This is a genomic window from Geobacillus sp. PLS 41 (genome assembly GCF_056494105.1).
The window spans coordinates 2,203,631-2,227,512 of sequence record NZ_CM151395.1 but is presented as its reverse complement, the minus strand read 5'-3'; the positions used below and the strand labels follow the sequence as shown (position 1 = coordinate 2,227,512).

Sequence of the window (23,882 nt, the reverse complement as noted above, 5' to 3'; positions counted from 1 at the left end):
CTGTACGCCCCCCTTGATTTCCTCCTATAAACGCACGACGCGGACGCGGTCGACGAGCGCTTCGACTTCCTCTTTCGTGCATAAATCTTCCGAAAACGCGGTCGCGCTTCCGGCGGCGACACTGTAAGCGAACGCTTCCTCGATCGGTTTTCCGCTCGTATGGGCGGCTAAAAACCCAGCGACCATCGAATCACCCGCCCCGACCGAATTTTTCACCGTTCCTTTTGGCGCTTCGGCAAACAGCGTTGCTTCCCGGCCGAAGTAAAACGCCCCCGCGCCGCCCATCGAGACGATGAGATGCTCTACTCCTCTTTCAACCAACCGGCGGCCATAGAGGATGATGTCTTCTTTCGTCAGCACAGCGGCGCCAAACAGTTCGGCCAGCTCATGGTGGTTCGGCTTGGCAAGAAACGGCCGGCAGGCGAGCAGCGCCTCGAGCGCCGGACCGCTCGTATCGACAACAAGACGAACACGCCGTTTCACCGCTCGAGCCGCCAATCGCTCGTACATGTCCGCCGACAGCGACATCGGCGCGCTTCCGGCGAGCACAAGCACATCACCGGCCGAAAGCGCTCCGATTTTCGCTATCAATTGCGTTGCATCGTCATCGGCAATCATCGGGCCTTCACCGTTAATTTCCGTCTCCCGCCCAGCTTTCAGTTTGACGTTAATGCGCGTTTGCCCTGGGACATGAACAAAATCGCAGGCAATGCCTTCTTTCCGAAGCTCGCTTTCAATGAACCCGCCGGTAAATCCCCCGACAAATCCAAGCGCCGTGCTGTCAACATCCAAACGCTTCAACACGCGCGATACATTGATCCCTTTCCCGCCCGGAAATGTGAACGTTTTCACCGAACGATTCAGTTCACCAACATGCAGCTCATCGAGGTGAACGATATAATCAACAGATGGATTCAACGTGCATGTGTAAATCACGGAGCCACAACCTCTACTGTTGTTTTTGTTCGATACAAATCTTTCCACTCTTCATCCAATTCATCGGTGATCAACACCGCTTCATGCAAATCAGCAATTTTCGCAAACGCGCTTTCATTCAACTTCGAATGGTCAGCAAGCACATACGCGCGTTGCGCCAGCTGCATCGCCGTATATTTCACCAGCGCTTCTTCCGGATCCGGCGTCGTATAACCATAGTCGTAATGAACGCCGTTGGCGCCGATGAAGCATTGGTCAAAGCGATACTGCCGCAGCGACTCGATGGCGCCGCGCCCGATCAACGCCTTCGTTTTCGGCTTGATCATGCCGCCGATCAAATACGTCGCCACATTTTGCTCAAGCAACCGCTCGACATGCATCACGCCGTTCGTGACAACGATGACCTCTTTGTCAGCCAAATGTGGAATCATTTCCCACGTTGTCGTTCCCGCATCTAAATAAATGCAGTTTCCTTTTTGGACCAAACTGGCCGCATACGCGGCAATCCGCCGCTTTTCTTCGATATATTTCAGCGACTTTTCCGATACGCTTAACTCTTCGCGCTTCTGCTGCAACAAGGCCGCCCCGCCGTGCACACGGCGCAGTTTCTTTTCGGTTTCAAGCTGCGTCAAATCGCGGCGAATCGTCGACTCCGACGCCCCAGTCGCCTCCACGAGCTCTTGCAGCTTGATGACTCCTTTTTGCGCCAACAGGTCCAAAATGAAGCGGTGACGTTCTTCTGTCAGCACACTCCCACCTCCGATCATCGGGGATATCGCTTACAACTCTATCATATCCCAAGATAGTGAAAAAATCAATCAAAAACATTCATTTTCTATCAATATAAATCAAATAAATAATTCAATCAATCAAAATCGATCAAAATCTCATCCATAAGTAAATGTTCCTCTCTACTCCCAGCACATGAACGTCACAGCCCACCGACGCTTGATTTTTCACAGAAAGGTCCATGGGCAATGGTTTGCCCTCCACCCGGGGATTGAAAATCACCGCTTGCCGGCGCAGGATTTTCACGGAAAGCCAAAAATAAAAACACTTGCCATCGGCAAGTGCCTTCTTTCACTTAATTCAGTTGCTCCATCTCGGCAAGCGGCAAATAATGCTTCCGCACAAACGCGATAAACTTCGCCGCATAGACCGGATCAAACTGCGTTCCTGCGCAGCGCTTGATTTCCTCAAGCGCCTCTTCAAACGTTTTCGTCGGCTGGTACGGACGCTCGGTTGTCATGGCGTCAAACGAATCGATAATACACAAAATGCGGGCCAGTTTCGGGATTTCTTCCCCTTTCAGCCCGTACGGATACCCTTTCCCATCATATCGTTCGTGGTGCAGCTCGACAAGCGGAAGCAAATCATCAAACCGCTTCTCCGCCGCCACAATCTCGCGTCCCCACGTTACGTGCTTTTTAATGATCTCCCATTCATGCTTCTCCAACTTTCCCCGCTTATTTAAAATATCGCGCGGCACTTCAATTTTGCCAATGTCATGGATGAGCGCCCCTAAAATGAGCGTCTGCCGTTCATGGTCGGTCAACTCATCAAGACGACTGTGTGAGTAAAATATTTGTGGGTGACATTCCGAAATGATCCCCGACGAGGGTTGCGAACTTTTGTTCGCGACGCTCGTCGGGGCCACCAAGCGAAGCGCGGTAGAAAAAAGCAAATGTCATGCAAAAAGGACTCTCTCCCTGCTATGATGGTGATTGTCAACATCAACCGAAAACAGGAGGGAGAGAGTCCATGAAACATCTTACCACAGAATGGCCTTTATTAAAAGAGCTGGAGGAACAATTAGTCAGAACTCTTCAAAACTCACATTTCGCACCCTCTCGACGAAAATCGGGAGGATTTTTTCGTTCCGATGTCGAATGAATCCTTGACACACAAGGAACGTAAAGGAGTTTTTCTCTTATGAACGTTCAAGTCAAAAAGGTCTATCGCAATCATTATTTGAATATAATAAGTGCCCTATTCAAGAAACTGGGCCTGCCCCAATTGATTGACCATCTCGTTCCCGTTGATCCACAGTGCCAGACTCGAGTCAGCGATGCCGTTCAGGCCATCATCTACAATATGTTTGACGGCCGGCAAGCCCTCGTTCACGTGGAACGATGGGCTCAGGAGATCGATCTAGAGAAACTCATCCGTCCCGGTCTCCATCCTTCCTGGTTGAACGACGATGCCTTGGCTCGTCATCTCGACCGCTTGTATGAGGCCGATATTCACAAGGTGATCAGCACTTGCTTGATTCACATTTATCGCAAAGAAGGCCTTTCCCTCCGAGCCTTTCACGCCGATACGACGGACAAGACGGTTTACGGCGCGTATGAATCGGCCTCATTAGAGGCTTTGCAGATCACACATGGCTACAACCGCCATCATCGTTGGCAAAAACAGATCGGTTTCGGACTGGTCGGCAACGAGGACGGCATCCCGTTTTACGGCGATGTGCACGATGGCAACCTGCCCGATAAAACATGGAATCCCGAGGTGCTGTCTCGTGTCCATGAACAGCTGAAGCAGGCCAAAATCGAAGACGAATGGATTTACGTGGCCGATTCCGCCGCGATGACGAAAGAGACCCTGGCGCAAACCAAAGCGGCCAACGCCTTTTTGATCACCAGAGGCCCTTCGTCGCTCCGGATCGTGAAAACCGCGCTGGCCGAAGCGGATGCTGAGGACACGACGTGGAGCGATCCCTTTACGTTGGCGGAGAGAAACGGCGCCACGTACCGGGTATGGGAAACGGCCTCGACGTATGAAGGCCACCCCGTTCGGCTGATCGTTGTTGAATCGAGCGCGCTCGACCAGCGAAAAGGAAAGACGCTTGAAAAAGAACGAACCAAAGAAGCGGAGCTTCTTCGCGAGGAACAAGCCCGTTGGGAGCGTCACCCCTTCTCCTGCCGGGAAGATGCCGAACAAGCCTTGGCGTCCCTCAAGGCGTCCCTTCGCCCCCGGTTTCATCGGGTTGAGGCCGCGGTCGAAGAGATCGTACGCCTGAAAAAACGGCGCGGACGGCCGAAAAAAGGGGCGGAACCCGAGGTGGAGACGCTGTATTTCTTGCACCTTGACGTCGAATTCGACCAAGACGCGTGGGAACAGGCGAGACGGAAAGCGTCCCGGTTTGTCCTCGTCACGACCGTTCCGAAGGAATGGAAGGGCCAACCCATGGATGCCCAAGAGATCTTGAAGCTGTATAAAGGGCAGATCTCGGTGGAAATGAACTTCGCTTTTTTGAAAGATCCGTTTTTCACGGATGAGATTTACGTCAAAAAACCAGAACGGGTCGCAGTATTAGGCTATTTGTTTCTGTTGGCCTTGGCGATTTACCGCGTTTTTCAGCGCCGAGTGCGTCAGTTTATTACTCCAGAACACCCGTTGAAGGGTCCTGGAGGCCGCAAGCTGACCCGGCCGACGGGACAGGCGATTTTTCAGCTGTTTCAATATGTGAACGTCGTCCTGTTCAAGCTGCCGGATGGGCGCATCCAACGCTCACTGGATCGCTCCCTTACCCCTGATCAGCGAAGGATTCTGCAGGGATTGGGCATGGATGAGAGCATCTACGTGTAACGTGATACGGAACGACCAGCGATGGTAAAAAAAGGATTGCCATCGCTCGTTGTGTTGGTCAAAAAGTTATTCTGAAAAACTAAATAAAAAATCCTTTGTTTTGACCTTGTTAGGGTGCGAAATGTGAGTCAAAAGGTGTTCGCTGTCTTGTTGGCGGCCCTTTTGGAGGAGATTGATCAACAACTGGCGGAAGCGCGGGACAAGCGCCGGTATCAGCTGAAAGACAAACGGCCGACCACGATCCAAACGCTGTTTGGAGAAGTGACGTTTCGACGGAACTACTACTATGATCGGCAGGCGGGGGCGTATACCTTCTTGCTGGATGCCGAACTGGGCTTTGATGGAGCGCAGTCGATCAGCCCTTGCCTCGAGGAAACGGCGGTCGAGTTGGCCGTAGAGTGCTCTTCCTACCGCAAAGCGGCCCGTACGTTGGAGTCGATCGTGGGGTATGCGGTCCTAAGCCACGAGGCGATTCGCCAACTGGTGCTGGAGGCCCCTGTCTCGCTGCACCACCCTGTTTCCCAACGGCACGGCCGAGTGCTGTTTGTGGAGGCGGATGGGCTGTTCATTTCCCGCCAGGGGAAAGGGAAACGGGCGAAAGAAGAGAAAATCCTGGCGATTCACGAGGGATGGAAACGAAACGGTTCGCAGCTTGAGCTCGTGAACCGGCGCCACTACCTCCATGAAGGGGAGGGAGACGTGTGGGAACGGTTTGAAGAGTGGCTGATGAACGAATATGCCTATGATCCGTGCCGGGACCTTTTGATCATCAACGGCGACGCGGCGTCGTGGATCACGGCCTGCCGGGAGTATTTTGGGAAGCGGGCGTGCTTTCAGCTGGATCGATTTCATGTGGCGCGGGAGTTGCGTCAGTGTCTGTCCGGCCATTCGCGTTGGCGGGAGGTGCGGAAGAAGCTGGCGAAACAAGACGAAGAGGGGCTTCTCGTGGAGCTGAACAGCGCGGTCGGCACGTTGGAGGACGAAGCGAAAGAGAAGCAGATGGCTGCCATGATCCGCCGGATCGAGTCGATGCCGGGATGCATCCGGGACTATCGGGAGTGGCTGTCGGAGCAAGGGGTGGAGACGACCGGCATGCGTCCGATGGGCCACGCCGAGAGCGTGATGAGCCGGTTTGCGCATCGGGTGAAATCCCGCCGCAGCTGGAAAGACCAAGGGCTTCGGGCGTTTCTGAGGGCGATGGCAGCCCGAATCGACGGGATCGGGTGGAGAAAGGGACGGTGGGAGGAGCAAGAGCCCCAGTCGGCCGTCTCGGCCTCAACAAAGTCCAAGCGGATCGAACAGGCCAAACGGAAGGCCGGACGGTTATGGGCAGATGTGGTGCGTCAGAATCTACCGTGTCTGCAGCGGTCATCCGGGACGCCGATCCATCAAGCGTTGTCGGCGCTCCGGGATGGTGGTTGGGTGTAAAAAAATGGAATATCGTATCATCGCCTCAAGATGAGGGATGAGAGTCCGAAAGCGCTTACGATATCAATTCCTGAAAATGGTTCGCTAACTAGTGATTGACAACACCCGTAGTGAACCGAAAAAATGTTCTCCACAAAGTCTTGACTGACTCAGACGACTGCCAAACTCCAACGCATATTTAAACACCCGTTTGCTATGGCGGTATGTATAGACATCTTTGGAAAGAAAAAATTTCACTTGCTGCTCGAGCGCTTCCAAATCTTGCTTAAACTTAATCTCATCCAAGCACATATTGTGCTTATCATACAGCTGCACGTTGTTTTTCCCTTGCGCCTTGGCGTAATACAGCGCTTGATCGGCGCGATGGATCAATTCCTCGCTTTCGTACATATCTTTTTCCATCTCGGCGATGCCGCACGAAAACGACAGGCAACGATACGGAATATGCTCGACGCCTTCAAAATATGTATCGTTCACTTCTTTGCGCAACCGGTTTAAAAACGCGTACGCGTCTTCTTTCGTCGTGTTGGGCATTAAAATGGCAAACTCTTCTCCGCCATAGCGGGCGACCGTGAAGTTCGTCCCTTCGACTGCTTTTTGCAGCAGTTTCCCGAAAAAAGTCAACAAACGATCGCCTTGCAAATGGCCGTTTCGGTCATTGTATTTTTTAAAATCGTCTAGATCAAGGAACGCCAATGTCAACGGCTGTTTAAGCAGTTTGCAGTCGGAAAACTGCTCCTTGAGCGTTTCTTTGAAAAAACCGTGGTTGTATAGGCCGGTGAGGTGATCTCTGTTGGCGCGGTTGGATACTAACTGGTATAATTCCAAAAATTTCCTAAAAACAATAGACAATATCGTTACTAAAATAATAAATAAGGACAAGCCAAAATATTTCTCTTCCGACAATAAAATGGCTAAAACCATTGAAAGAAGCAATGTTACTGAATAACCAACACACGCCTCTTTTAAGACGCCTAACTCTAGAGCACCTTTAAATATTTGTCCAATGAAATAGAAGAAAAGAAAAATCAATAATACATTAATACTAAAATAAACTAGCAAACTAATCAAATAAGGAAGTAAATGATGGACATTTATCTTCCCAATATTCCCATCGAAGAATAAAAATGAGTAATAAGCACCTGATATCATCAAACAATACATTGAGAAATTAAATAAATGTCTCCATGCAGACATTCGTTGATTACGATACAATTCTATCAAACTAAAAATAAAAAGAACCTGTAACGTAAAGTTCAATCCATATAAAAACAGGGTAGCCAAGTAAACAGCAGAATCCATTGAAAAAGAATTAGCTTTAGGGGGCAAGATAATAGGAAAAAGATTCAACAAAACGACAGAACCAGTCAATATATATACTAAAACCCAATCTTTTAAGGATTGAGAATGGATATGAACCTCTGTAGCAAATATACACATCCCTAAAAGAGAGACAACAACAGTATATAGTTTTTCTTTGTTTTTTAACCGTTCAAAAACCATACAAAATCACTCTCAGCTAAAAAATTTTAAAGAAGGAGTATCGCCTCCCTCTTTATTAGATCAACATTATTATTTTCTACTCAATGAGTTTAAACCCCGACGTCAACGCCACAATCACCGAACCGAGGATGAACAAATTGATCAATACTTGTTTTGCTTTGAATTTCATGTCCTTTTCCCCCTTAACATTTTATTTATTGATCGCAGGAGCACCCGTTGTTTCTTCAGCATCATCTGCTCTATGCCGCGGTGCGCTGAGCATCAGATGCTGGATGAACAAGAACGCCCCTACGTTCATCACGACGTCGCCGATGCTGATGACTTGTTGGCGCGGGTACGGCGGAGACAGCGGGATGATGTCGCCAAGAAACGGCAGAAGCGTATCCGATGTAATCGCCTGGTGCTTGCCGTACAGACCGGCTTTTAACGCTTCGATGTATTCGCGGCCGAGAAATTGGGCGGCTTCGATCGATACCGGCATCCGTCCGCCGTTTACGGCCATGACGATAAAGTTGAGCAAGACGCCGGCGAAGATGACCGAAAACCCCGGCTGATGGCGGTTGAGCCATAAAAACGCGAGCCCGGTGATGTAGACGAGGAGAAAAATGCCGTTGCTCATGCTCGAGATCCATGCGACCCGCTCTTGCAGGAAAAAGACCACAAACTGCACCGCCAATAAGATCGGGAACAGCCAACCGAAGCGCAATTTCATGTTGGCCAACCCTTTCAGGCTTCCGCCGCGAAACCAGCCGATCAACAACGACAAAATGATTCCATCGTAAACCATAATGCTGTCCCCTTGATAAACAGAATTTTCTCTTTTTTCTAAACTGCTATCCTCACTTCTATTTTTACCGTTTTTTTCATTCCATGTAAATAGTCCGTTCGTCCTAACTGCAAACAAATTTTGATGAATATCGTTTCCTTCTTTTCATTTTCGCCATTCTTCGAAACAAGAAACGACAAAAACAGCGGCATGTATATCCATTGAATAGTGACAAAGAACCTACCCTCAATGGAATGATCCCCCGACTGCGCAAACACTTAGCGGCAGGAGATTCTTGGGCGCGCCTGCCCACAGCCAGCAAGCCATCCTCGTTCATCTCACCGTTCCGCTTCCAAGCTTATGTGGATTGGCTTCACGCGCAAGATAATAAACGGATGGTCCGTCGCAACAATGAATATCCCTCATTCCTTCTGCAAGACAAAGATATTTGATAAACCAACTAAATCCCCCAAGCAATAATAAAGATAGCCGTCGTTGATCCGTTCCGTGACGCGGCTGTTTCATGTTCCACTGCTTGACGCTTCCGACCTCACTATGTCCGGCATGGCATAACACACAGACGGTATATCCGTACAAGCTCACTTTATGCGGCACTCCTCTTTCCCTCCTAACGACATCGATTCTAGAAATGCGGCATGCGTTTTTCTCGTTGAAAGACAAAAAGCCCTTTTTTATTATTCCGTATTGCTTTTCGGAAGATCATTGTTATAATTGTTTATACAGTAATAATTTTATGGATAAAAACGTCCTTTTTGTCCATATTATGGAAAGGAGATGAAAAAGAAATGGACGCGGAAATGTTGGGAAGCAAGAATGACAAAACGTATACACGTCGGATTAGCCAAGTCGGGAATAGTTTGTCCGTTAGCATCCCGAAAGATTTAGCCACGATGCTAAACCTAAATAAAGGCGATGAAATCGAAATATATTACGACAAGGAACGAGGGGAAATCGTGATGAAACGCGCAAACCGAATTCCAAAAGAAGTCCGTCCTGAAGTCGTGATGGCGATGAACCGCGCGATCTCCAAATATGACGAAGCGCTGCGCAACTTGAAATATAGATAAAGGAGCAACCGGAGGAAAACATGGTTTATTATTTGACAGCGGAAGAAATCATATTTATCCATTACACGGTCATGGAAATGTACGACGACGCAGAACAAGCGGGGATCCAATTCCCCGATAAATTCGCGTGGATGTTGGAAAGACCGAAAACGAAATTGTTCGGGGAGGAACAGTTCCCTTCGATTATTGAAAAGGCTTGCTGCTATTACCATTCCATCGCGACAGGTCATATTTTCCACAACGGCAATAAGCGGACGGCTTTAACCGTATTCGTCACGTTCCTTGATTTGAATGGATATGAATTCACTATGACCAATAAAGAAGCGGAAGATTTCACGGTGTACCTTGTCGAGGATGCCAAGTTCCGGGGAAATGATTGCATCCAGCATCTTGCCCACGAATTAGAGAGTTACATCCGTCCCATCCAAAAACGAAAAGAATGAGGAAAAGAGTGAGGAAAAGAGCGGGCCAAAGCCGGGTCAAGTTCAATTATTGCGTGAAATTCCATCGCCAACCCAGTAAACTTGGATGACAGGACAACAACATCGTTTTTTGCTGCTTTGTTTTTACACAACTGTGCGAACCTTGATCCAAAGCCGCCTTTTCGCTATCCTCAATTTTTAGGTATTGTCAAAAGTTTATCCTCCACACTCACGGTCTTCCCTTGAGTTTCAACGGTTGAACGAAAAAAGCTTTCTACCCCCGGTGTTTCGGCCATCATTGAGGCAACAACACCCAACAGCCAAAACAAAGGGCGGCCTGATCTTTTGTCCTCCAGATCCCGTTGAAACGAAAGTTTGCCCATTGTATCCCCGCTTATTTTTTGGCTATCCTACAACATGGAAGCGAAAGTCTTTCGTCGGAAAATGAGAAAAACGGATTCCGATCATCGTCAGGAATCCGTTCGTCTTGAACGGGTTACCTCTCCGTCCCGCAGCTGCCTCGGCAATGGTCAGCCGCATGGCATGACGCGCACGCCCCTTTGGCGCTTTTTTTCACGTGGCGAACCAGCGTCCAGCCGGCGTAGGCAAAAATCGCTCCGCCGATCACAAGATTCGCGATCATCGATTCTCTCTCCTTTCATGAATAACCAAGCATATGCCCAAACTGATAGACGGCAAACGAAATGACATACGCAACCGTCAGCGCGCATCCGATTGACAACAGCGTCCATTTCCACGATCCGGTTTCTTTGCGGATCGCCGCCACGGTTGCCAGACACGGAGTGTAAAGCAAAACGAACACCATAAAGCTGAACGCCGACAGCGGCGTAAACTGGGCAGCAATCACTTTCTTCAGCCCGCTTGCTTCATGAACGTGGTAAATAATATTCATCGTCGACACCACAACTTCTTTCGCCAAAAAACCGGTGATCAAAGCCGCGCCCGCCTGCCAGGCGCCAAAGCCAAGCGGGGCGAGCAACGGAGCGATGAGGCCGCCAATGGCGGCGAGAAAACTGTCATCCATCGCGACGCCGACCCCATGCGGCCCGATGTACGTCAACAGCCAAATGGCGACCGAACCGCCAAAAATAAACGTGCCGGCTTTGCGAACGAACCCTTTCCCTTTCTCCCATGTGCTCCGCCATAACGTGAGCGCCTGCGGCACGCGGTATGGCGGCAATTCAATGACAAACAGCGAACTTTCGTTTTTCAAGAGCGTCGATGAGAACAACTTGGCGAGCCCCAAAGCCACTACAATGCCAAGCACGTAAAGTGAAAACACGACAAGCGCCTGCTCGCGGACGAAAAACGTGCCGGCAAACAAGGCGTACACCGGCAAGCGGGCGGAACACGACATAAACGGCAGCGCCAAGATCGTCAACAGCCGTTCTTTCGGCTGCTCGATCGTGCGCGCCGCCATCACCCCGGGAACGTTGCAGCCAAAGCCGATGATCATCGGGATAAACGCCTTGCCGTTTAACCCGATCGCTTCCATCATCCGGTCCATCACCATCGCCACGCGCGCCATGTACCCGGAGTCTTCGAGAAGCGAGATGAAAAAGAACAAAATGAAAATTTGCGGAACAAACACCAGAACCCCGCCGACCCCAGCGACAATCCCGTCCAAAACGAGTGCCTTGATAAACGGCGACGCCCCCGCCCAGTCGAGAAGACGGGACAGCCAATCAGTGAGCGGCCCTGAGAAGAAAGCGTCAAGCTGATCGGCAAGCGGCGTCCCAAGCCAGTTAAACGTGAGCATAAACACGAGATACATCAGCGCCAAAAAAATCGGCAGCCCGACATAACGGTTTGTCACAACCACATCGATTTTTTCCGTCCATGTCAACGGTTTGTTCTCAAGCGCGATCGCCGCAACAGCGATTGCCTCACCGATCCAGCGGTCACGCGTCTCATAAATCTGTTCGGCGACCGAAGATCCGAGCTTCTGTTCCGCCTCTGCGCGGGCTTCCAGAAGCGGAGAAAGATCCAACCGCCCGCGCAAATAGGCGGCGATGCGCTCGTTTCCTTCTAGAAATTGCAACGCCATCCAGCGCTTATCTCCCGGCATGTCATCGGGAAGTTGCTCGGCAATGCGACAGATCGCGCGTTCCACCTCAACGCCGTAATCAATAAAAATGCGGGAATGGTGTCCGTCTTTTGCCGACAAAATGGTGCGGGATAACTCCTTTGTCCCCTTTCCCGTCCGGGCGATGACCGGAACAACTGGGACGCCGAGATGGCGCGACAGCTTGGCGGCATCGATTTTGACGCCGCGCTTTTCAGCGACATCCACCATATTCAAAGCGATGATGAGTGGGCGGCCAAATTCCAATAGCTGAACCGTCAAATGCAAGTTGCGCTTGAGTTGCGACGCGTCAACGATATTGACGATCACTGAACACGGCTCGGTCAATAAGAAATCAGTCGCCACTCCTTCATCACGGGACAGCGGCTGGAGCGAGTAAATGCCGGGCAAATCGACGACCGGCACACCGTGTTGGCGAAGCACTCCTACTTTCTTCTCGACCGTTACCCCGCTCCAGTTGCCAACATATTCATAAGAGCCGGTTAAACAGTTAAACAATGACGTTTTGCCAGTATTGGGGTTGCCAAACAGCGCTACGTACGCCATCATTTCACCTCAATCGCCGACGCTTCTTTGCGCCGTAAGCCGATGGCCTGCCCATCAACTTCGATCATCACCGGTCCGCCAAACGGCATCGCAGCTTTCAACCGCACCATTTTTCCTTCTTTGACCCCTAGATGAAGGAGGCTCTGTTTCAGTGCCTCCTGCTCGACGGCCAAATGGACGACGACCGCTGTTTCCCCTTTATGCAAATCAGTCAGCACCATGATCATTTCCCCCTGTTTTTCTATCCGTCTCTCATGTAGGTCAATAATGATTCTTCTTCTCAATTTCAATCATACCATAAGCAAAGAAAAAAGGAGTGACTTTTTTCACAATCATTCCTCATTGTCACCATTTCTTCAAAATTCGCTACCTCATCAGTTGAATTTTTCTGAAAAGTGTATATAATCTTTTGTATATCTTTCCCATCTTTGCTCAAGGAGGAAGCTCAATGAACACACTAGGAAAAATCAGCAACTTTGTCGGCAATACGTTTGCGATTTGGGTGCTTTTGTTCGGAGCGCTTGCTTTTTTCGCTCCCGGCGCGTTTACGTGGATCGCCCCGTATATTGTGCCGCTTTTAGGCATCGTGATGTTTGGCATGGGATTGACGCTTTCAGCAGATGATTTCAAAGAAGTATTCAAACGTCCGCTTGATGTGTTGATCGGCGTCGTTGCCCAATTTCTGATCATGCCGCTTATCGCGTTTTTGCTCGCTTACTTTCTGCCGGTTTCGCGCGAAGTGGCGCTCGGCATTATTTTAGTCGGCTGCTGTCCGGGCGGAACGGCGTCCAACGTCATGACGTATTTGGCGAAAGGAGATACGGCTCTGTCGGTCGCCGTCACGTCTGTTTCGACGATTTTAGCGCCGATTTTGACGCCTTCGCTCATCTTGCTTTTAGCGGGAAAATGGCTGTCCGTATCGGCCGCAGCTTTGTTTTGGTCGATCGTCAAAGTCGTCCTGATTCCGATCCTTTTAGGACTCATCGCCCAGGCTCTGTTCCAAAAGCAAGTCAAAGCGTGCATCCCGGCGCTGCCGCTCGTTTCGGTCATCGCCATCGTGGCCATTGTCGCCGCCGTCGTCGGACAAAACCAGGCGGCCATTGCCAAAAGCGGACTGCTTATTTTTCTTATTGTCGTTGTTCATAACGGATTGGGCTTGCTGCTTGGGTATTGGTTTGCCAAACTGTTTCGCCTGTCACCGCCAAAACAAAAGGCGATTTCCATCGAAGTTGGCATGCAAAACTCCGGGCTTGGTGCGGCCTTAGCGACCGCCCATTTTTCGCCGCTCGCCGCTGTTCCGAGCGCCATTTTCAGCGTCTGGCACAATATTTCCGGTCCGATGGTCGCAACATACTTCCGCAAACAAGCAGATCGCCAGGCGGATGAACAAACGATTTCCGCTTAACCCCTCTCACGCTTTGCCTAGCAACAAAAAAGCTGTCTTCCGAAATGAATGATCGTTTTTCGGAGACAGCTTTTCCGCTCATCTTTCTTATTCCTTGACACCCGGGACAAAAGGCAGGCACCCGCCTTTCACCTCATTTCACAGCGCCCCTTCAAACGGAAACACCATCCGCCCTGCCAGTTCAGGAAAATCAATGAACGGGTTGCGGTTGCCTTGGATGAAAAAAATCGCGCTGTTGCGATGATGTTCATACACCGTCGGTGGAAATTGTTCGTGCCAACGGACAAGGAGCGGAATATCGATTTTGCGCCGAAACGACTTTGCGATCGCCTTTGGGTAGCGAAGCAGAAAGTACAACATCGCCCTTGCCGCCGTCCCTTTGCCGTATTCCGGCTCGAAATAGCCATTATGAACGACTCCGCAACGGTTTTGGATTTGCTCGTCGGGATCTTCCGGATTGTAAAACGGGAAATCCGCGTACGGAAAATTCGACCGCATCGTATTGCACTCCGGCTGGCAAACGAATAAATGATGCAAATCGCCTTTCATCGGTTCGCGGGCGCCAAACCAAGACTGCGGCACGACATGTTCGGCATTGAATTTCCATTGCTGCTCGATCGTTTTCACCCGCTCGTGCACATCGCCGAGCCCATGCTTCATTTTTTTCAACAACTGGCGAAATTCATCGTAGCGCCGTTTCATCGTTTGGACATCTTGGACGATCAACATCTTCGGGTCTTTTCGCTCGCCGGAGTACAAGCTTCGCACCGTTCCGTCCGGCTGCAAGTCGACCCATGTGTACAAATATTCGTCCTTGCTGAAAAAATACGGCAGCCGTCGCTTATGGGTATGCGCCACCAGTTCGTGATAGCAGACAAACAACACCAATCCGTCCCCTTCAAGCGGCAGATGGCGGTAATACCGTTCGCGCGCCCGTTGGTCTTCATCCGCACGATAATACGCGTCCTCCACCGCGAGTCGCTCGTTCAACTGCTCCAGCTGGGCGGCAACATCTTCCGTTTGCCATTGGCCAAGCTCCTCAAGCCGCCGTTCCGCCTCTCCCATCGGCGCTCCCCTTTCTTTTTTCTTTTAGTGTATCATGGAAGGCGAAAGAGGGCGACAACAGCGTTAATGCAAAAGAAACGATGTCGCGCCGAACAAAACGGCGGCGATGCCGGCGGCGATCAACGATGGGATCAACTTCGTGCGCGCGTATTCCATCACCGGCAAATCCAAAATGGTGCAAAGCGTCACTGTATTGTCGCTGAGCGGCGACGCGAACGCCCCGAATGTGCCGCTTGCAAACACAGCGCCGATGACCGGCAAAATATTCGCTCCTGACTGGCTCGCGAGCGTTACACCAAGCGGCATCAACATCCCCCACGTCCCCCATGACGAGCCGATGAAATAGGAAATGACGGCGCCAAGCAAAAACAAAATCGGAGCGACGAAAAACGGCGGAATCCATTCTTTGACATGGCCCGTAATGTATTGCGAAAACCCTAAATCCTCCGCCACAGCCGACAGCGCCCAAATGAGCGCCAGCATTAAAATGACGGAAATCAGCTCATTGCCGCCTTTAACAAAATGAGTCAATAAATCGTTCAGCTTAAACTTTTGCCAAAGGAAAAAGGCCACTGTAATGATCACGGTAAACAACAGCGCCTCCAACATCGCACCGAGCGCATCGCTTTGCAAAAACGCCTGCCAAAACGTTCTTGCCCCCCGGCGGCCGTCCCACCAGCTTAAAAACAACGTCAAGACAAGCACGATCGAAAGCGGAACGATCAAATTCCACGGCTTGACCGGCGTTTCTTTTTGGTAGGCGCGCGGGCACGTCTGCATCGCGTCTCCTTCTTCCCCTTGCGCTTCATTGGGTTCATTGTCAGCCGGCCGCTGTTCTTCCGCCATTTCGAGCGCCAACCGCTCGTTCCAGCTCCGAATCGGCGCCTCTTTCCGCTTTTCGCTTACTGCTGCTTGTTTTTGGCGCGAATAGACAAAAAAACTGTAGTAGAGCCCGACGGCAATAATGGCATACGAGAAAAAGTTAAACGGAATGCTTCGGACGTACACGATGTACGGCTCCGCTCCGATGCCAGCCGTATCAAGCGCCTTATCGATGACCGACACCATATAGCCGACAAACGCGGTGGCAATTGGGATGAGCGCGACAACCGGGTTGGATGTCACCTCAATGGCAAAGCCGATTTGCTGGGACGACAGCCCAAGCCGTTTGCGCAGCGCCTTCATGATCGGCGCGACGGTGACGATGCGAAAATCGGGGTCGCTAAACGTCACCATCGTCGAAATCCACGTCAGCAGCATGGCGGTTTTGGCCGATTTCACTTTTTTGCTGACGAGATGGACGAACCCTTTGATTCCCCCGGTATATTTGATCATGCTGACAAGACCGGCGAACACATACAAGAAAATGATGATGCGAATGTTGTTCGTCTGCATCAAGTTATCGACGACGTAATGAAGCATCGTCCGCAGCCCGCCAAGCAACGACGGCGTCATGAAATAGCTGCCGACCAACAGCCCGACAAACAGTCCAGGGATCACTTGCTTCGTCCAAATTGAAATCGGGATGACAACTAAAAATGGCAAGAGAGCTTTCCACGACGGTTCCATTGGCCATTCACTCCTTTCTTTAAAAAGTATGGCGATTGTTTCCCTTGTCTATGCAAACGGTCATTGATTTTCCCCCAACAACAGGGAGACGAGTCCACACAAAAAGCGCGCCGCATGGTGGCACGCGCAAGCGAAACCGCTTTCCTGCCTAATAAAAAAATAAAAAGCTGCCAATTAGACAGCTTTCACTGCTTCTCTTCGGGACGGCAGCGCCAACAAGTGGAGCGTCACTTCCGGCTTCGAGCCGATTCGAATGTTCACCCCGGTTTGCCCAAGCCCTTCGTTGATATAAAACGGTTTCCCCTCCCATTCATGATAACCTTTGATCATGTTCCGCTCGGTGAGCGTTTTGCTCATTTTCGCCAAATGGTACGGCTTTGGCCAATGAATTTGCCCGCCGTGGAAATGGCCGGACAACAAGTAGTCAAAATGATAGTCTTTCATATGCGGCACGATGTCCGGATCGTGCGTCAACACGAGGTTGATGCCGTCTTTCACGCCGGCGTATGCCTTTTTGATGTCGCTGCGCCCCGTGTAAAAGTCATCGATGCCGATGATATTGACGGTTTGACCGTTGACGGTGATCGTTTTCGTCTCGTTTTGCAAGACGACGCAGCCGTGCGCCTCAAGCGTCGCTTTCAAGCGCGCAAACGGTTCGCCTTGAAGCACGTAATCGTGGTTGCCAAACACCGCATACATGCCGTACGTCGGTTTCAATGCATTCAGCGCGGCCAAATACGGACTGAGCTTGGCGATGCTTTCCTCACGGTCCAAAAAGTCGCCCGTCAACGCGATCAAATCGATCGCTTCCTCTTTCAGCTTTTCGTATAAATCGTCTGGGGTGATCGACAGTTTTTCAAGATGCAAATCCGATAGCTGCAAAATCCGAAGGGCTCCGTCTCCATCCTCTGAACGGCCGACTTGGACTTTATGCAAAACCGCTTCATACGTGTTGCGGTGGGCTTTGCGAATGGCCAAAGCAAGCAATAACAAGATTGCAAGAAAAACAAAAAAGAAAGTCATCGTCTTCTCTCCTCCCTCGATACCCATTATAGTGAAACGGAGGAGAGAAGAAAGAGGGAGTTAGTGGATGAGATGGCAGCCGTACAACGAAAACAATTTTTCCTTTGACATCACCAAATATTTCGGCGGGCGGACAAGCGGCATGAGACGGTGTTGGGCCACTGTCATCATCGGCCAATGGGATGCCATTTTAAACCAACGATAAAATGAATTGCCAATGTCAATGGCATCAAATCCGAGTCTCTCACAACCTTTGTTTAACATCGTCACGCCGATGATCCCTTTTATGCGGGAGGACTGTTTGTGATGGTAAAGATGATGGGCAACATACGGCAAACCGGCTTTCACTTGTTCGAAAATATAACGTCCTTTTTGAATATCGCTTCGATACTGCATCAGTTCGCGAAGCAGACGAACATTATGAAGGTGAATTTTCAACAGCCAGTCATTGGCCGCGATCGTCGTTCCGTCCGAAAGGTGAATGGTTTCACCCTTGTATCGAAGCAAACGGACGCGGAAAATGGAACGACAGCCGTTCTCTTTCCCACCAACATATTCGAGGCGGGAACATGCATAATAGAGCGGATCCATCAGTCCCCATACAGACAACAGCCACTGCGTCGCTTTGCTTCTCATTGGCGGCATCCTTCCCTGCTCGTTCTATCCATTTACATTATGGAATCGATCGAGCGCCATTATAAATGGAGAAAAAAGGAGAAAAAATCGCTGCATAACCAGTCGGGAGACGCGCGTACTGAGGTCCAGTTCCATTTCACCCCCTGCCCCAGGCTGTATCCCACCCGAACACAAGCGGAGCTGATCAACCAAACGATCGGGTTTTTGCAGGAAGGGCTTCGTTTGCTGTCGTTGTAGGGCAGTCGAACCGTGGGACGCACGGGGATGGCTTGGTTCATAGCCTGCCGTTGGGCGGGTGTTCCCAAGAATCTCCCACCTCTAAGCGTTAGCGTAGGTGGGAGAGCGTTCAATAAACCACCAACTCTCTAGAAGAAAGACGGAAAGAACAACCCTGAACGGCAAACAAAACGCGCCTGCCTTCCCGGATCGCGAAAGCAGGCGCCGTTTAGCGGCGGGTGCTGACGGTGACGAATACGAATTTGTCGTACCGATGACGGGAAAAGGAGTATTCAAAGGGCTCTCCATTGTTCAAAAAACCAACCTGTTCCAATTCCAACACCGGATCGTCGGGTGCGCACTGCAAGTACTGGCGATCAAGCTCATTCGGCTTATCCGCGCGGATCTTTCGGTGCGACCCTGCAATCGTTAAGCCGAGTTCGTGAGTGATGTAACGATAAATCGAGCCATGAAGCACCGTTTCGTTGAGCCCCGGGATCAAATGGACGGGCATATACGTCCGTTCAATGACGTACGGTTCGCCATCCACATTGCGCAGCCGGATTAAGTGGTACACCGGTGTGTTCGCGTCGATGCACAAATGAGCAGCCACCTCATCAGATGGAAACAGCACTTCAAACGTGATAATATGGCTTGTCACCTTTCGACCTTTCAATAAACTCGTCAAGCCGAGCGTTTCGTTGCTGACGACGTTCACCAATCCATCAAGCATGGCGGATTTTACAATAAACGTGCCATGGCCGCGCTTTCGATACAACAGCCCTTCGGACACAAGCAGATCAAGCGCCCGTTTCACGGTCATCCGGCTGCAGCCAAACTCCTCAGCGAGCGAGATTTCATCAGGAATCGGCTCGTCTAGGGAATACACTCCCTCTTTAATTCGTCTGCGTATTTCGTTAGAAATTTGCTCATATTTTGGCATCGTTTTCATCCCTCGTCATTGTCCTATTTTCATTGTACGAACAATCATCTGTTTGCACAATAGCCAATGCGGCTTTCTCCTTCACTGCTTTTGCGTTGCCGCTCCGTCCTCCCAACCGACAAAAAGCGCCCCGCTGCCCGGGACGCCTTGCTTTCCGTTTAAAATCCGTTGTTTTCTGCCAACGATTTAAACCAATAACCACTTTTTTTAATGGTTCGTTTCAAACCGTTCTCCAAGTCGACTGCCACGAGCCCATACCGATTTTTATAGGCATTGGTCCACGACCAATTGTCCATAAACGTCCAAATATGGTAACCTTTAACATTTGTTCCTTCTTCAATCGCGCGATGCACCCATTTTAAATGCTCTTGAATGAATTCAATCCGGTAGTCATCGTGAATCATGCCGCTTTCATCACGGAACCGTTCTTCTCCTTCAACACCCATCCCGTTTTCAGAAATAAAGCACTCAATGTTTCCATATTTTTCTTTTATATTAATTAAAATATCATAAATACCTTTTTCATAAATTTCCCAACCGCGATACGGATTCATTTTCCGCCCCGGCATGGCATAGTAATCGAAAAACCGTTCAGGCAAAAACGGGGCGTCCGGGTTGGGCAGATGTTCTTTCGCCTTCACACGTCGCGGTTGATAGTAGTTGATCCCAAGCAAATCGATCGTATTTTCTTTGATGAGTTCGCGGTCACCGACTTCCATCACCGGCAAAAAACGGTGTTCAGCCAACAACTCGATTAAATCTTGCGGGTATTCTCCTTTTACCGCAGGATCTAAAAAACTGCGGTTAAACAACAAATCAGCGATATGCGCTGCTTTCACATCAGCCGGATGTTGGCTGCGCGGATAAGACGGCGTTAAATTCAAAATAATGCCGATCTTTCCACCCTGTATCGCCGCCCTGCGGAAGGCGGCAACCGCTTTGGCATGGGCGATCATCGTATGGTAAGCCACCTGCACGGCGCGGCGGAAGTCAACTACATTCGGATAGTGGAAATCGTACAAATACCCGCCTTCTACAGGGACAATGGGTTCATTGTGCGTAAACCATGTTTTCACCCGATCGCCAAACAATTGAAAGCAAAGGCTGGCATAGCGGGCATAAGCATCGATAACCTCGCGATTTTCCCATCCGCCAATGTTTTGCATCACCAGCGGCATATCAAAATGGTACAAATTCACAAACGGTTCAATCCCATTCGCCAGCAATTCATCGATGACCGCATTGTAAAACCGCACCGCCTCCGAGTTGACCTCACCAACCCCATCCGGAATCAAGCGCGACCATGAAATGGAAAACCGGAATGAATTATGGCCGATCTCCTTCATTAACGCAATATCTTCTTTGTAACGATGATAAAAATCGGATGTCACTTCTGGGCCGACGCCTTGAAAAAAGCGATGAGGCTCTTGCTCATACCAATGATCCCAAATGTTCTTCCCTTTCCCCCCTTCGTTTGCCGCTCCTTCGATTTGCGTCGCTGATGTCGCACTTCCCCACCAAAATCCGGCAGGAAAGCGATACGTGATTGGTTGCTTTGATCGTTGTTCCATCGTGATTCACCTCATTTGCTGTATCGTTATGATGCACTTTTCGCAGCGTCTTGCCCCTCTTCCCGCTCTTTTTGCAAGTTCATCCGGTCAATGAACTTTAAGAATGGAAACCAAATGACAAGCACAATCAGGAAATTGACCACTTGCAGCAATCCGCCGGCCAGCGAGTTCGTCGCCATAATGCCGTTGATGAAAATCGGCACCGTCCATGGCACCGCTACGCCGTTAGGCGGCGGGACAAGGCCTGAGGACATCGCCAAATACGTCACCAACGTGACGACCATCGGCGCCAAAATCCACGGGACGATGACAAGCGGATTCATCACAACCGGCAAGCCGAAAATAATCGGTTCATTGACGTTAAAGATTCCCGGTCCAAGCCCGAGCTTGGCCACCTGCTTCATTTGCTTGCTCTTCATAAAGAGCAAGATGGCGAAAATGACAGCAAGCGTCATCCCCGTTCCGCCCATGCCAACCGTGTAAATTTCAATGAACTGCTTGCTGACGACATGCGGAACTTCCCCCGTTTTCGTATACGCATTTAAGTTTTCGAGCGACAGTGTGTTCCAAATCGGATCCATCACCGAATTGATAATGATTTGCCCGTGCAACCCGAAAAACCATAAAATTTGCGTAACAAAAATCGCGATCAGCGTTGGAACAATGCCGCTTCCGAGCCCAACAAGCGGAGCCTGCACTGTGTTGTAAATGACGTGTGAGTAAAATATTTGTGGGTGACATTCCGAAATGATCCCCGACGAGGGTTGCGAACTTTTGTTCGCGACGCTCGTCGGGGCCACCAAGCGAAGCGCGGTAGAAAAAAGCAAATGTCATGCAAAAAGGACTCTCTCCCTGCTATGATGGTGATTGTCAACATCAACCGAAAACAGGAGGGAGAGAGTCCATGAAACATCTTACCACAGAATGGCCTTTATTAAAAGAGCTGGAGGAACAATTAGTCAGAACTCTTCAAAAGGTGTTCGCTGTCTTGTTGGCGGCCCTTTTGGAGGAGATTGATCAACAACTGGCGGAAGCGCGGGACAAGCGCCGGTATCAGCTGAAAGACAAACGGCCGACCACGATCCAAACGCTGTTTGGAGAAGTGACGTTTCGACGGAACTACTACTATGATCGGCAGGCGGGGGCGTATACCTTCTTGCTGGATGCCGAACTGGGCTTTGATGGAGCGCAGTCGATCAGCCCTTGCCTCGAGGAAACGGCGGTCGAGTTGGCCGTAGAGTGCTCTTCCTACCGCAAAGCGGCCCGTACGTTGGAGTCGATCGTGGGGTATGCGGTCCTAAGCCACGAGGCGATTCGCCAACTGGTGCTGGAGGCCCCTGTCTCGCTGCACCACCCTGTTTCCCAACGGCACGGCCGAGTGCTGTTTGTGGAGGCGGATGGGCTGTTCATTTCCCGCCAGGGGAAAGGGAAACGGGCGAAAGAAGAGAAAATCCTGGCGATTCACGAGGGATGGAAACGAAACGGTTCGCAGCTTGAGCTCGTGAACCGGCGCCACTACCTCCATGAAGGGGAGGGAGACGTGTGGGAACGGTTTGAAGAGTGGCTGATGAACGAATATGCCTATGATCCGTGCCGGGACCTTTTGATCATCAACGGCGACGCGGCGTCGTGGATCACGGCCTGCCGGGAGTATTTTGGGAAGCGGGCGTGCTTTCAGCTGGATCGATTTCATGTGGCGCGGGAGTTGCGTCAGTGTCTGTCCGGCCATTCGCGTTGGCGGGAGGTGCGGAAGAAGCTGGCGAAACAAGACGAAGAGGGGCTTCTCGTGGAGCTGAACAGCGCGGTCGGCACGTTGGAGGACGAAGCGAAAGAGAAGCAGATGGCTGCCATGATCCGCCGGATCGAGTCGATGCCGGGATGCATCCGGGACTATCGGGAGTGGCTGTCGGAGCAAGGGGTGGAGACGACCGGCATGCGTCCGATGGGCCACGCCGAGAGCGTGATGAGCCGGTTTGCGCATCGGGTGAAATCCCGCCGCAGCTGGAAAGACCAAGGGCTTCGGGCGTTTCTGAGGGCGATGGCAGCCCGAATCGACGGGATCGGGTGGAGAAAGGGACGGTGGGAGGAGCAAGAGCCCCAGTCGGCCGTCTCGGCCTCAACAAAGTCCAAGCGGATCGAACAGGCCAAACGGAAGGCCGGACGGTTATGGGCAGATGTGGTGCGTCAGAATCTACCGTGTCTGCAGCGGTCATCCGGGACGCCGATCCATCAAGCGTTGTCGGCGCTCCGGGATGGTGGTTGGGTGTAAAAAAATGGAATATCGTATCATCGCCTCAAGATGAGGGATGAGAGTCCGAAAGCGCTTACGATATCAATTCCTGAAAATGGTTCGCTAACTAGTGATTGACAACACCCGTAGTGAACCGAAAAAATGTTCTCCACAAAGTCTTGACTGACTCGTAAATGACATCATGCATGTTTGTTTTAAAAATTTGTGTTACAATGATATTGACGACGAGGAAGAAGGTCAGGGTGACTACCGCCGGAATCAACGCCGCAAACGACTTCGCAACCGCCGGCGGCACCCCGGCCGGCATTTTGATGGTAATATTTTTTTGCACAATCTTCCTATAAATTTCCCCAGCGACAAATGCGGTAATCATGCCAAGAAACATCCCTTTTGCTCCTAGACGGTCAAGCGGGATGACTCCTTGCACAGCCTCTTTCCCTTCAACCTGCAAAACGAATGGCGTCAACAAGAGAAAAGATGCCAGCGCGATCGCACCACCGAAAATCCCTTCGACTTCATAACTTTTCGATAAATAGTAGCCAATGCCGAATACAACGAAAATCGTCATCACGCCCATTGTTGCATTTGGAGCAACGCCGAGCATCTCCTTGAGTGTATTGAGGCTGTTTTCACTCATCACCTTGTCCAAAAACGGCAAGTTGGCGATGACGACCGCGATCGAACCGAAAATCGTCAACGGAAACGCCAACATAAACGCGTCGCGCAACACTTGCAAATAACGGCTATTGTTCAATTTCCCAGCAATCGGAACGAGCACTTTGCTTAATGTTTCAAATAATGTTTGGCTCATCAAGC

General features: G+C 50.6%; 20 protein-coding genes and 4 pseudogenes. 6 read left to right on the top strand and 18 right to left on the bottom strand.

The genetic code is table 11. The annotated features are described in order from the left end of the window. Positions 1–24 precede the first annotated feature (24 nt). The 3 genes and pseudogenes from pfkB to ACVX3G_RS11110 form a co-directional block, all read right to left on the bottom strand. Positions 25–936: a 1-phosphofructokinase gene (gene pfkB / locus ACVX3G_RS11120; protein WP_014195938.1), complete on the bottom strand. Its 912-nt coding sequence runs from the start codon at positions 934–936 to the stop codon at positions 25–27. Continuing rightward, positions 933–1,685 (bottom strand): DeoR/GlpR family DNA-binding transcription regulator, encoded by a 753-nt coding sequence (locus tag ACVX3G_RS11115; protein ID WP_014195939.1) that lies wholly within the window; start codon positions 1,683–1,685, stop codon positions 933–935. Before ACVX3G_RS11115 ends, pfkB begins: the two co-directional genes overlap by 4 nt. 335 nt (positions 1,686–2,020) lie before the next feature. After that, positions 2,021–2,506: pseudogene (locus ACVX3G_RS11110) on the bottom strand (HD-GYP domain-containing protein); the annotation flags it as partial. 362 nt (positions 2,507–2,868) lie between these two features. Here ACVX3G_RS11110 and ACVX3G_RS11105 point away from each other — a divergent pair. Then, complete coding sequence (locus tag ACVX3G_RS11105; RefSeq protein ID WP_014194949.1) at positions 2,869–4,527, top strand: IS1634 family transposase; 1,659 nt, start codon at positions 2,869–2,871, stop codon at positions 4,525–4,527. A gap of 114 nt (positions 4,528–4,641) precedes the next feature. Further along, complete coding sequence (locus tag ACVX3G_RS11100) at positions 4,642–5,955, top strand: ISLre2 family transposase (protein WP_479454545.1); 1,314 nt, start codon at positions 4,642–4,644, stop codon at positions 5,953–5,955. A gap of 144 nt (positions 5,956–6,099) precedes the next feature. Here the strand turns inward: ACVX3G_RS11100 and ACVX3G_RS11095 are convergent. The 3 genes and pseudogenes from ACVX3G_RS11095 to ACVX3G_RS11085 all read right to left on the bottom strand — a co-directional run. After that, positions 6,100–7,395, bottom strand: a pseudogene (locus ACVX3G_RS11095) (GGDEF domain-containing protein); the annotation flags it as partial. 253 nt (positions 7,396–7,648) lie between these two features. After that, positions 7,649–8,245: a DUF5317 domain-containing protein gene (locus ACVX3G_RS11090; RefSeq protein WP_014195942.1), complete on the bottom strand. Its 597-nt coding sequence runs from the start codon at positions 8,243–8,245 to the stop codon at positions 7,649–7,651. 312 nt (positions 8,246–8,557) lie between these two features. Then, a complete protein-coding gene (locus ACVX3G_RS11085; protein ID WP_155824524.1) occupies positions 8,558–8,839 on the bottom strand; it encodes a hypothetical protein in 282 nt (93 codons plus the stop codon). Between the two features lie 191 nt (positions 8,840–9,030). Here ACVX3G_RS11085 and ACVX3G_RS11080 point away from each other — a divergent pair, with 191 nt between their 5' ends. Together ACVX3G_RS11080 and ACVX3G_RS11075 are read left to right on the top strand one after the other, a co-directional pair. Then, positions 9,031–9,312, top strand: a complete 282-nt coding sequence (locus ACVX3G_RS11080; RefSeq protein WP_014195946.1) for an AbrB/MazE/SpoVT family DNA-binding domain-containing protein — start codon at positions 9,031–9,033, stop codon at positions 9,310–9,312. Between the two features lie 20 nt (positions 9,313–9,332). After that, positions 9,333–9,755 carry a type II toxin-antitoxin system death-on-curing family toxin gene (locus ACVX3G_RS11075; protein WP_014195947.1) on the top strand — a complete coding sequence of 141 codons (423 nt, stop codon included), beginning with the start codon at positions 9,333–9,335 and terminating at the stop codon, positions 9,753–9,755. Between the two features lie 170 nt (positions 9,756–9,925). Here ACVX3G_RS11075 and ACVX3G_RS11070 read toward each other — a convergent pair whose 3' ends face one another. The 4 genes from ACVX3G_RS11070 to ACVX3G_RS11055 all read right to left on the bottom strand — a co-directional run bounded on the left by ACVX3G_RS11070 (position 9,926) and on the right by ACVX3G_RS11055 (position 12,608). Next, complete coding sequence (locus ACVX3G_RS11070) at positions 9,926–10,117, bottom strand: hypothetical protein (RefSeq protein WP_014195948.1); 192 nt, start codon at positions 10,115–10,117, stop codon at positions 9,926–9,928. A gap of 113 nt (positions 10,118–10,230) precedes the next feature. Next, positions 10,231–10,377: a FeoB-associated Cys-rich membrane protein gene (locus ACVX3G_RS11065; protein ID WP_014195950.1), complete on the bottom strand. Its 147-nt coding sequence runs from the start codon at positions 10,375–10,377 to the stop codon at positions 10,231–10,233. 15 nt (positions 10,378–10,392) lie between these two features. Continuing rightward, the gene (feoB, locus tag ACVX3G_RS11060) at positions 10,393–12,387 is read right to left on the bottom strand and encodes a ferrous iron transport protein B (protein ID WP_014195951.1); all 1,995 of its coding nucleotides are present in this window, start codon (positions 12,385–12,387) and stop codon (positions 10,393–10,395) included. Continuing rightward, positions 12,387–12,608: a FeoA family protein gene (locus tag ACVX3G_RS11055; protein WP_014195952.1), complete on the bottom strand. Its 222-nt coding sequence runs from the start codon at positions 12,606–12,608 to the stop codon at positions 12,387–12,389. Before ACVX3G_RS11055 ends, feoB begins: the two co-directional genes overlap by 1 nt. 227 nt (positions 12,609–12,835) lie before the next feature. Between ACVX3G_RS11055 and ACVX3G_RS11050 the strand changes: the two genes are divergently transcribed. Further along, positions 12,836–13,792, top strand: coding sequence for a bile acid:sodium symporter family protein (locus tag ACVX3G_RS11050; protein WP_025038914.1), 957 nt, complete (start codon positions 12,836–12,838; stop codon positions 13,790–13,792). 138 nt (positions 13,793–13,930) lie between these two features. On the opposite strand, the gene ACVX3G_RS11045 is transcribed toward ACVX3G_RS11050, so the two are convergent. The 7 genes and pseudogenes from ACVX3G_RS11045 to ACVX3G_RS11015 form a co-directional block, all read right to left on the bottom strand. Next, the gene (locus ACVX3G_RS11045) at positions 13,931–14,857 is read right to left on the bottom strand and encodes an endonuclease I family protein (protein WP_014195954.1); all 927 of its coding nucleotides are present in this window, start codon (positions 14,855–14,857) and stop codon (positions 13,931–13,933) included. A 63-nt stretch (positions 14,858–14,920) separates the two neighbouring features. Continuing rightward, positions 14,921–16,426, bottom strand: a complete 1,506-nt coding sequence (locus ACVX3G_RS11040) for a Na+/H+ antiporter NhaC family protein (protein WP_014195955.1) — start codon at positions 16,424–16,426, stop codon at positions 14,921–14,923. Positions 16,427–16,600: 174 nt separating this feature from the next. Further along, a complete protein-coding gene (locus ACVX3G_RS11035; RefSeq protein ID WP_014195957.1) occupies positions 16,601–17,449 on the bottom strand; it encodes a metallophosphoesterase in 849 nt (282 codons plus the stop codon). Between the two features lie 60 nt (positions 17,450–17,509). Then, positions 17,510–18,085, bottom strand: coding sequence for a YkoP family protein (locus tag ACVX3G_RS11030; RefSeq protein ID WP_020279320.1), 576 nt, complete (start codon positions 18,083–18,085; stop codon positions 17,510–17,512). A gap of 445 nt (positions 18,086–18,530) precedes the next feature. Then, entirely contained in the window at positions 18,531–19,244 is a 714-nt protein-coding gene (locus ACVX3G_RS11025) for a GntR family transcriptional regulator (RefSeq protein WP_023634484.1), read from the bottom strand. A gap of 158 nt (positions 19,245–19,402) precedes the next feature. Continuing rightward, positions 19,403–20,815: a glycoside hydrolase family 1 protein gene (locus ACVX3G_RS11020; RefSeq protein ID WP_014195961.1), complete on the bottom strand. Its 1,413-nt coding sequence runs from the start codon at positions 20,813–20,815 to the stop codon at positions 19,403–19,405. Between the two features lie 26 nt (positions 20,816–20,841). Continuing rightward, a pseudogene (locus ACVX3G_RS11015) lies at positions 20,842–21,528 on the bottom strand (PTS transporter subunit EIIC); the annotation flags it as partial. A 191-nt stretch (positions 21,529–21,719) separates the two neighbouring features. Here ACVX3G_RS11015 and ACVX3G_RS11010 point away from each other — a divergent pair. Next, positions 21,720–23,084 carry an ISLre2 family transposase gene (locus ACVX3G_RS11010; RefSeq protein ID WP_014194571.1) on the top strand — a complete coding sequence of 455 codons (1,365 nt, stop codon included), beginning with the start codon at positions 21,720–21,722 and terminating at the stop codon, positions 23,082–23,084. Between the two features lie 139 nt (positions 23,085–23,223). Here the strand turns inward: ACVX3G_RS11010 and ACVX3G_RS11005 are convergent. After that, positions 23,224–23,877 (bottom strand): annotated as a pseudogene (locus ACVX3G_RS11005) (PTS transporter subunit EIIC); the annotation flags it as partial. Positions 23,878–23,882: the final 5 nt, after the last annotated feature.

Bases quoted from the DNA above. Each gene is read 5' to 3' on its own strand.
- ACVX3G_RS11040 (WP_014195955.1), bottom strand. From the start codon at position 16,426: ATGGAACCGTCGTGGAAAGCTCTCTTGCCATTTTTAGTTGTCATCCCG.
- ACVX3G_RS11070 (WP_014195948.1), bottom strand. From the start codon at position 10,117: ATGGGCAAACTTTCGTTTCAACGGGATCTGGAGGACAAAAGATCAGGC.
- ACVX3G_RS11030 (WP_020279320.1), bottom strand. From the start codon at position 18,085: ATGAGAAGCAAAGCGACGCAGTGGCTGTTGTCTGTATGGGGACTGATG.
- ACVX3G_RS11010 (WP_014194571.1), top strand. From the start codon at position 21,720: ATGAAACATCTTACCACAGAATGGCCTTTATTAAAAGAGCTGGAGGAA.
- ACVX3G_RS11090 (WP_014195942.1), bottom strand. From the start codon at position 8,245: ATGGTTTACGATGGAATCATTTTGTCGTTGTTGATCGGCTGGTTTCGC.
- ACVX3G_RS11020 (WP_014195961.1), bottom strand. From the start codon at position 20,815: ATGGAACAACGATCAAAGCAACCAATCACGTATCGCTTTCCTGCCGGA.
- ACVX3G_RS11055 (WP_014195952.1), bottom strand. From the start codon at position 12,608: ATGGTGCTGACTGATTTGCATAAAGGGGAAACAGCGGTCGTCGTCCAT.
- ACVX3G_RS11080 (WP_014195946.1), top strand. From the start codon at position 9,031: ATGGACGCGGAAATGTTGGGAAGCAAGAATGACAAAACGTATACACGT.
- ACVX3G_RS11045 (WP_014195954.1), bottom strand. From the start codon at position 14,857: ATGGGAGAGGCGGAACGGCGGCTTGAGGAGCTTGGCCAATGGCAAACG.
- ACVX3G_RS11035 (WP_014195957.1), bottom strand. From the start codon at position 17,449: ATGACTTTCTTTTTTGTTTTTCTTGCAATCTTGTTATTGCTTGCTTTG.
- ACVX3G_RS11075 (WP_014195947.1), top strand. From the start codon at position 9,333: ATGGTTTATTATTTGACAGCGGAAGAAATCATATTTATCCATTACACG.
- feoB (WP_014195951.1), bottom strand. From the start codon at position 12,387: ATGGCGTACGTAGCGCTGTTTGGCAACCCCAATACTGGCAAAACGTCA.
- ACVX3G_RS11065 (WP_014195950.1), bottom strand. From the start codon at position 10,377: ATGATCGCGAATCTTGTGATCGGCGGAGCGATTTTTGCCTACGCCGGC.
- ACVX3G_RS11050 (WP_025038914.1), top strand. From the start codon at position 12,836: ATGAACACACTAGGAAAAATCAGCAACTTTGTCGGCAATACGTTTGCG.
- ACVX3G_RS11105 (WP_014194949.1), top strand. From the start codon at position 2,869: ATGAACGTTCAAGTCAAAAAGGTCTATCGCAATCATTATTTGAATATA.
- ACVX3G_RS11025 (WP_023634484.1), bottom strand. From the start codon at position 19,244: ATGCCAAAATATGAGCAAATTTCTAACGAAATACGCAGACGAATTAAA.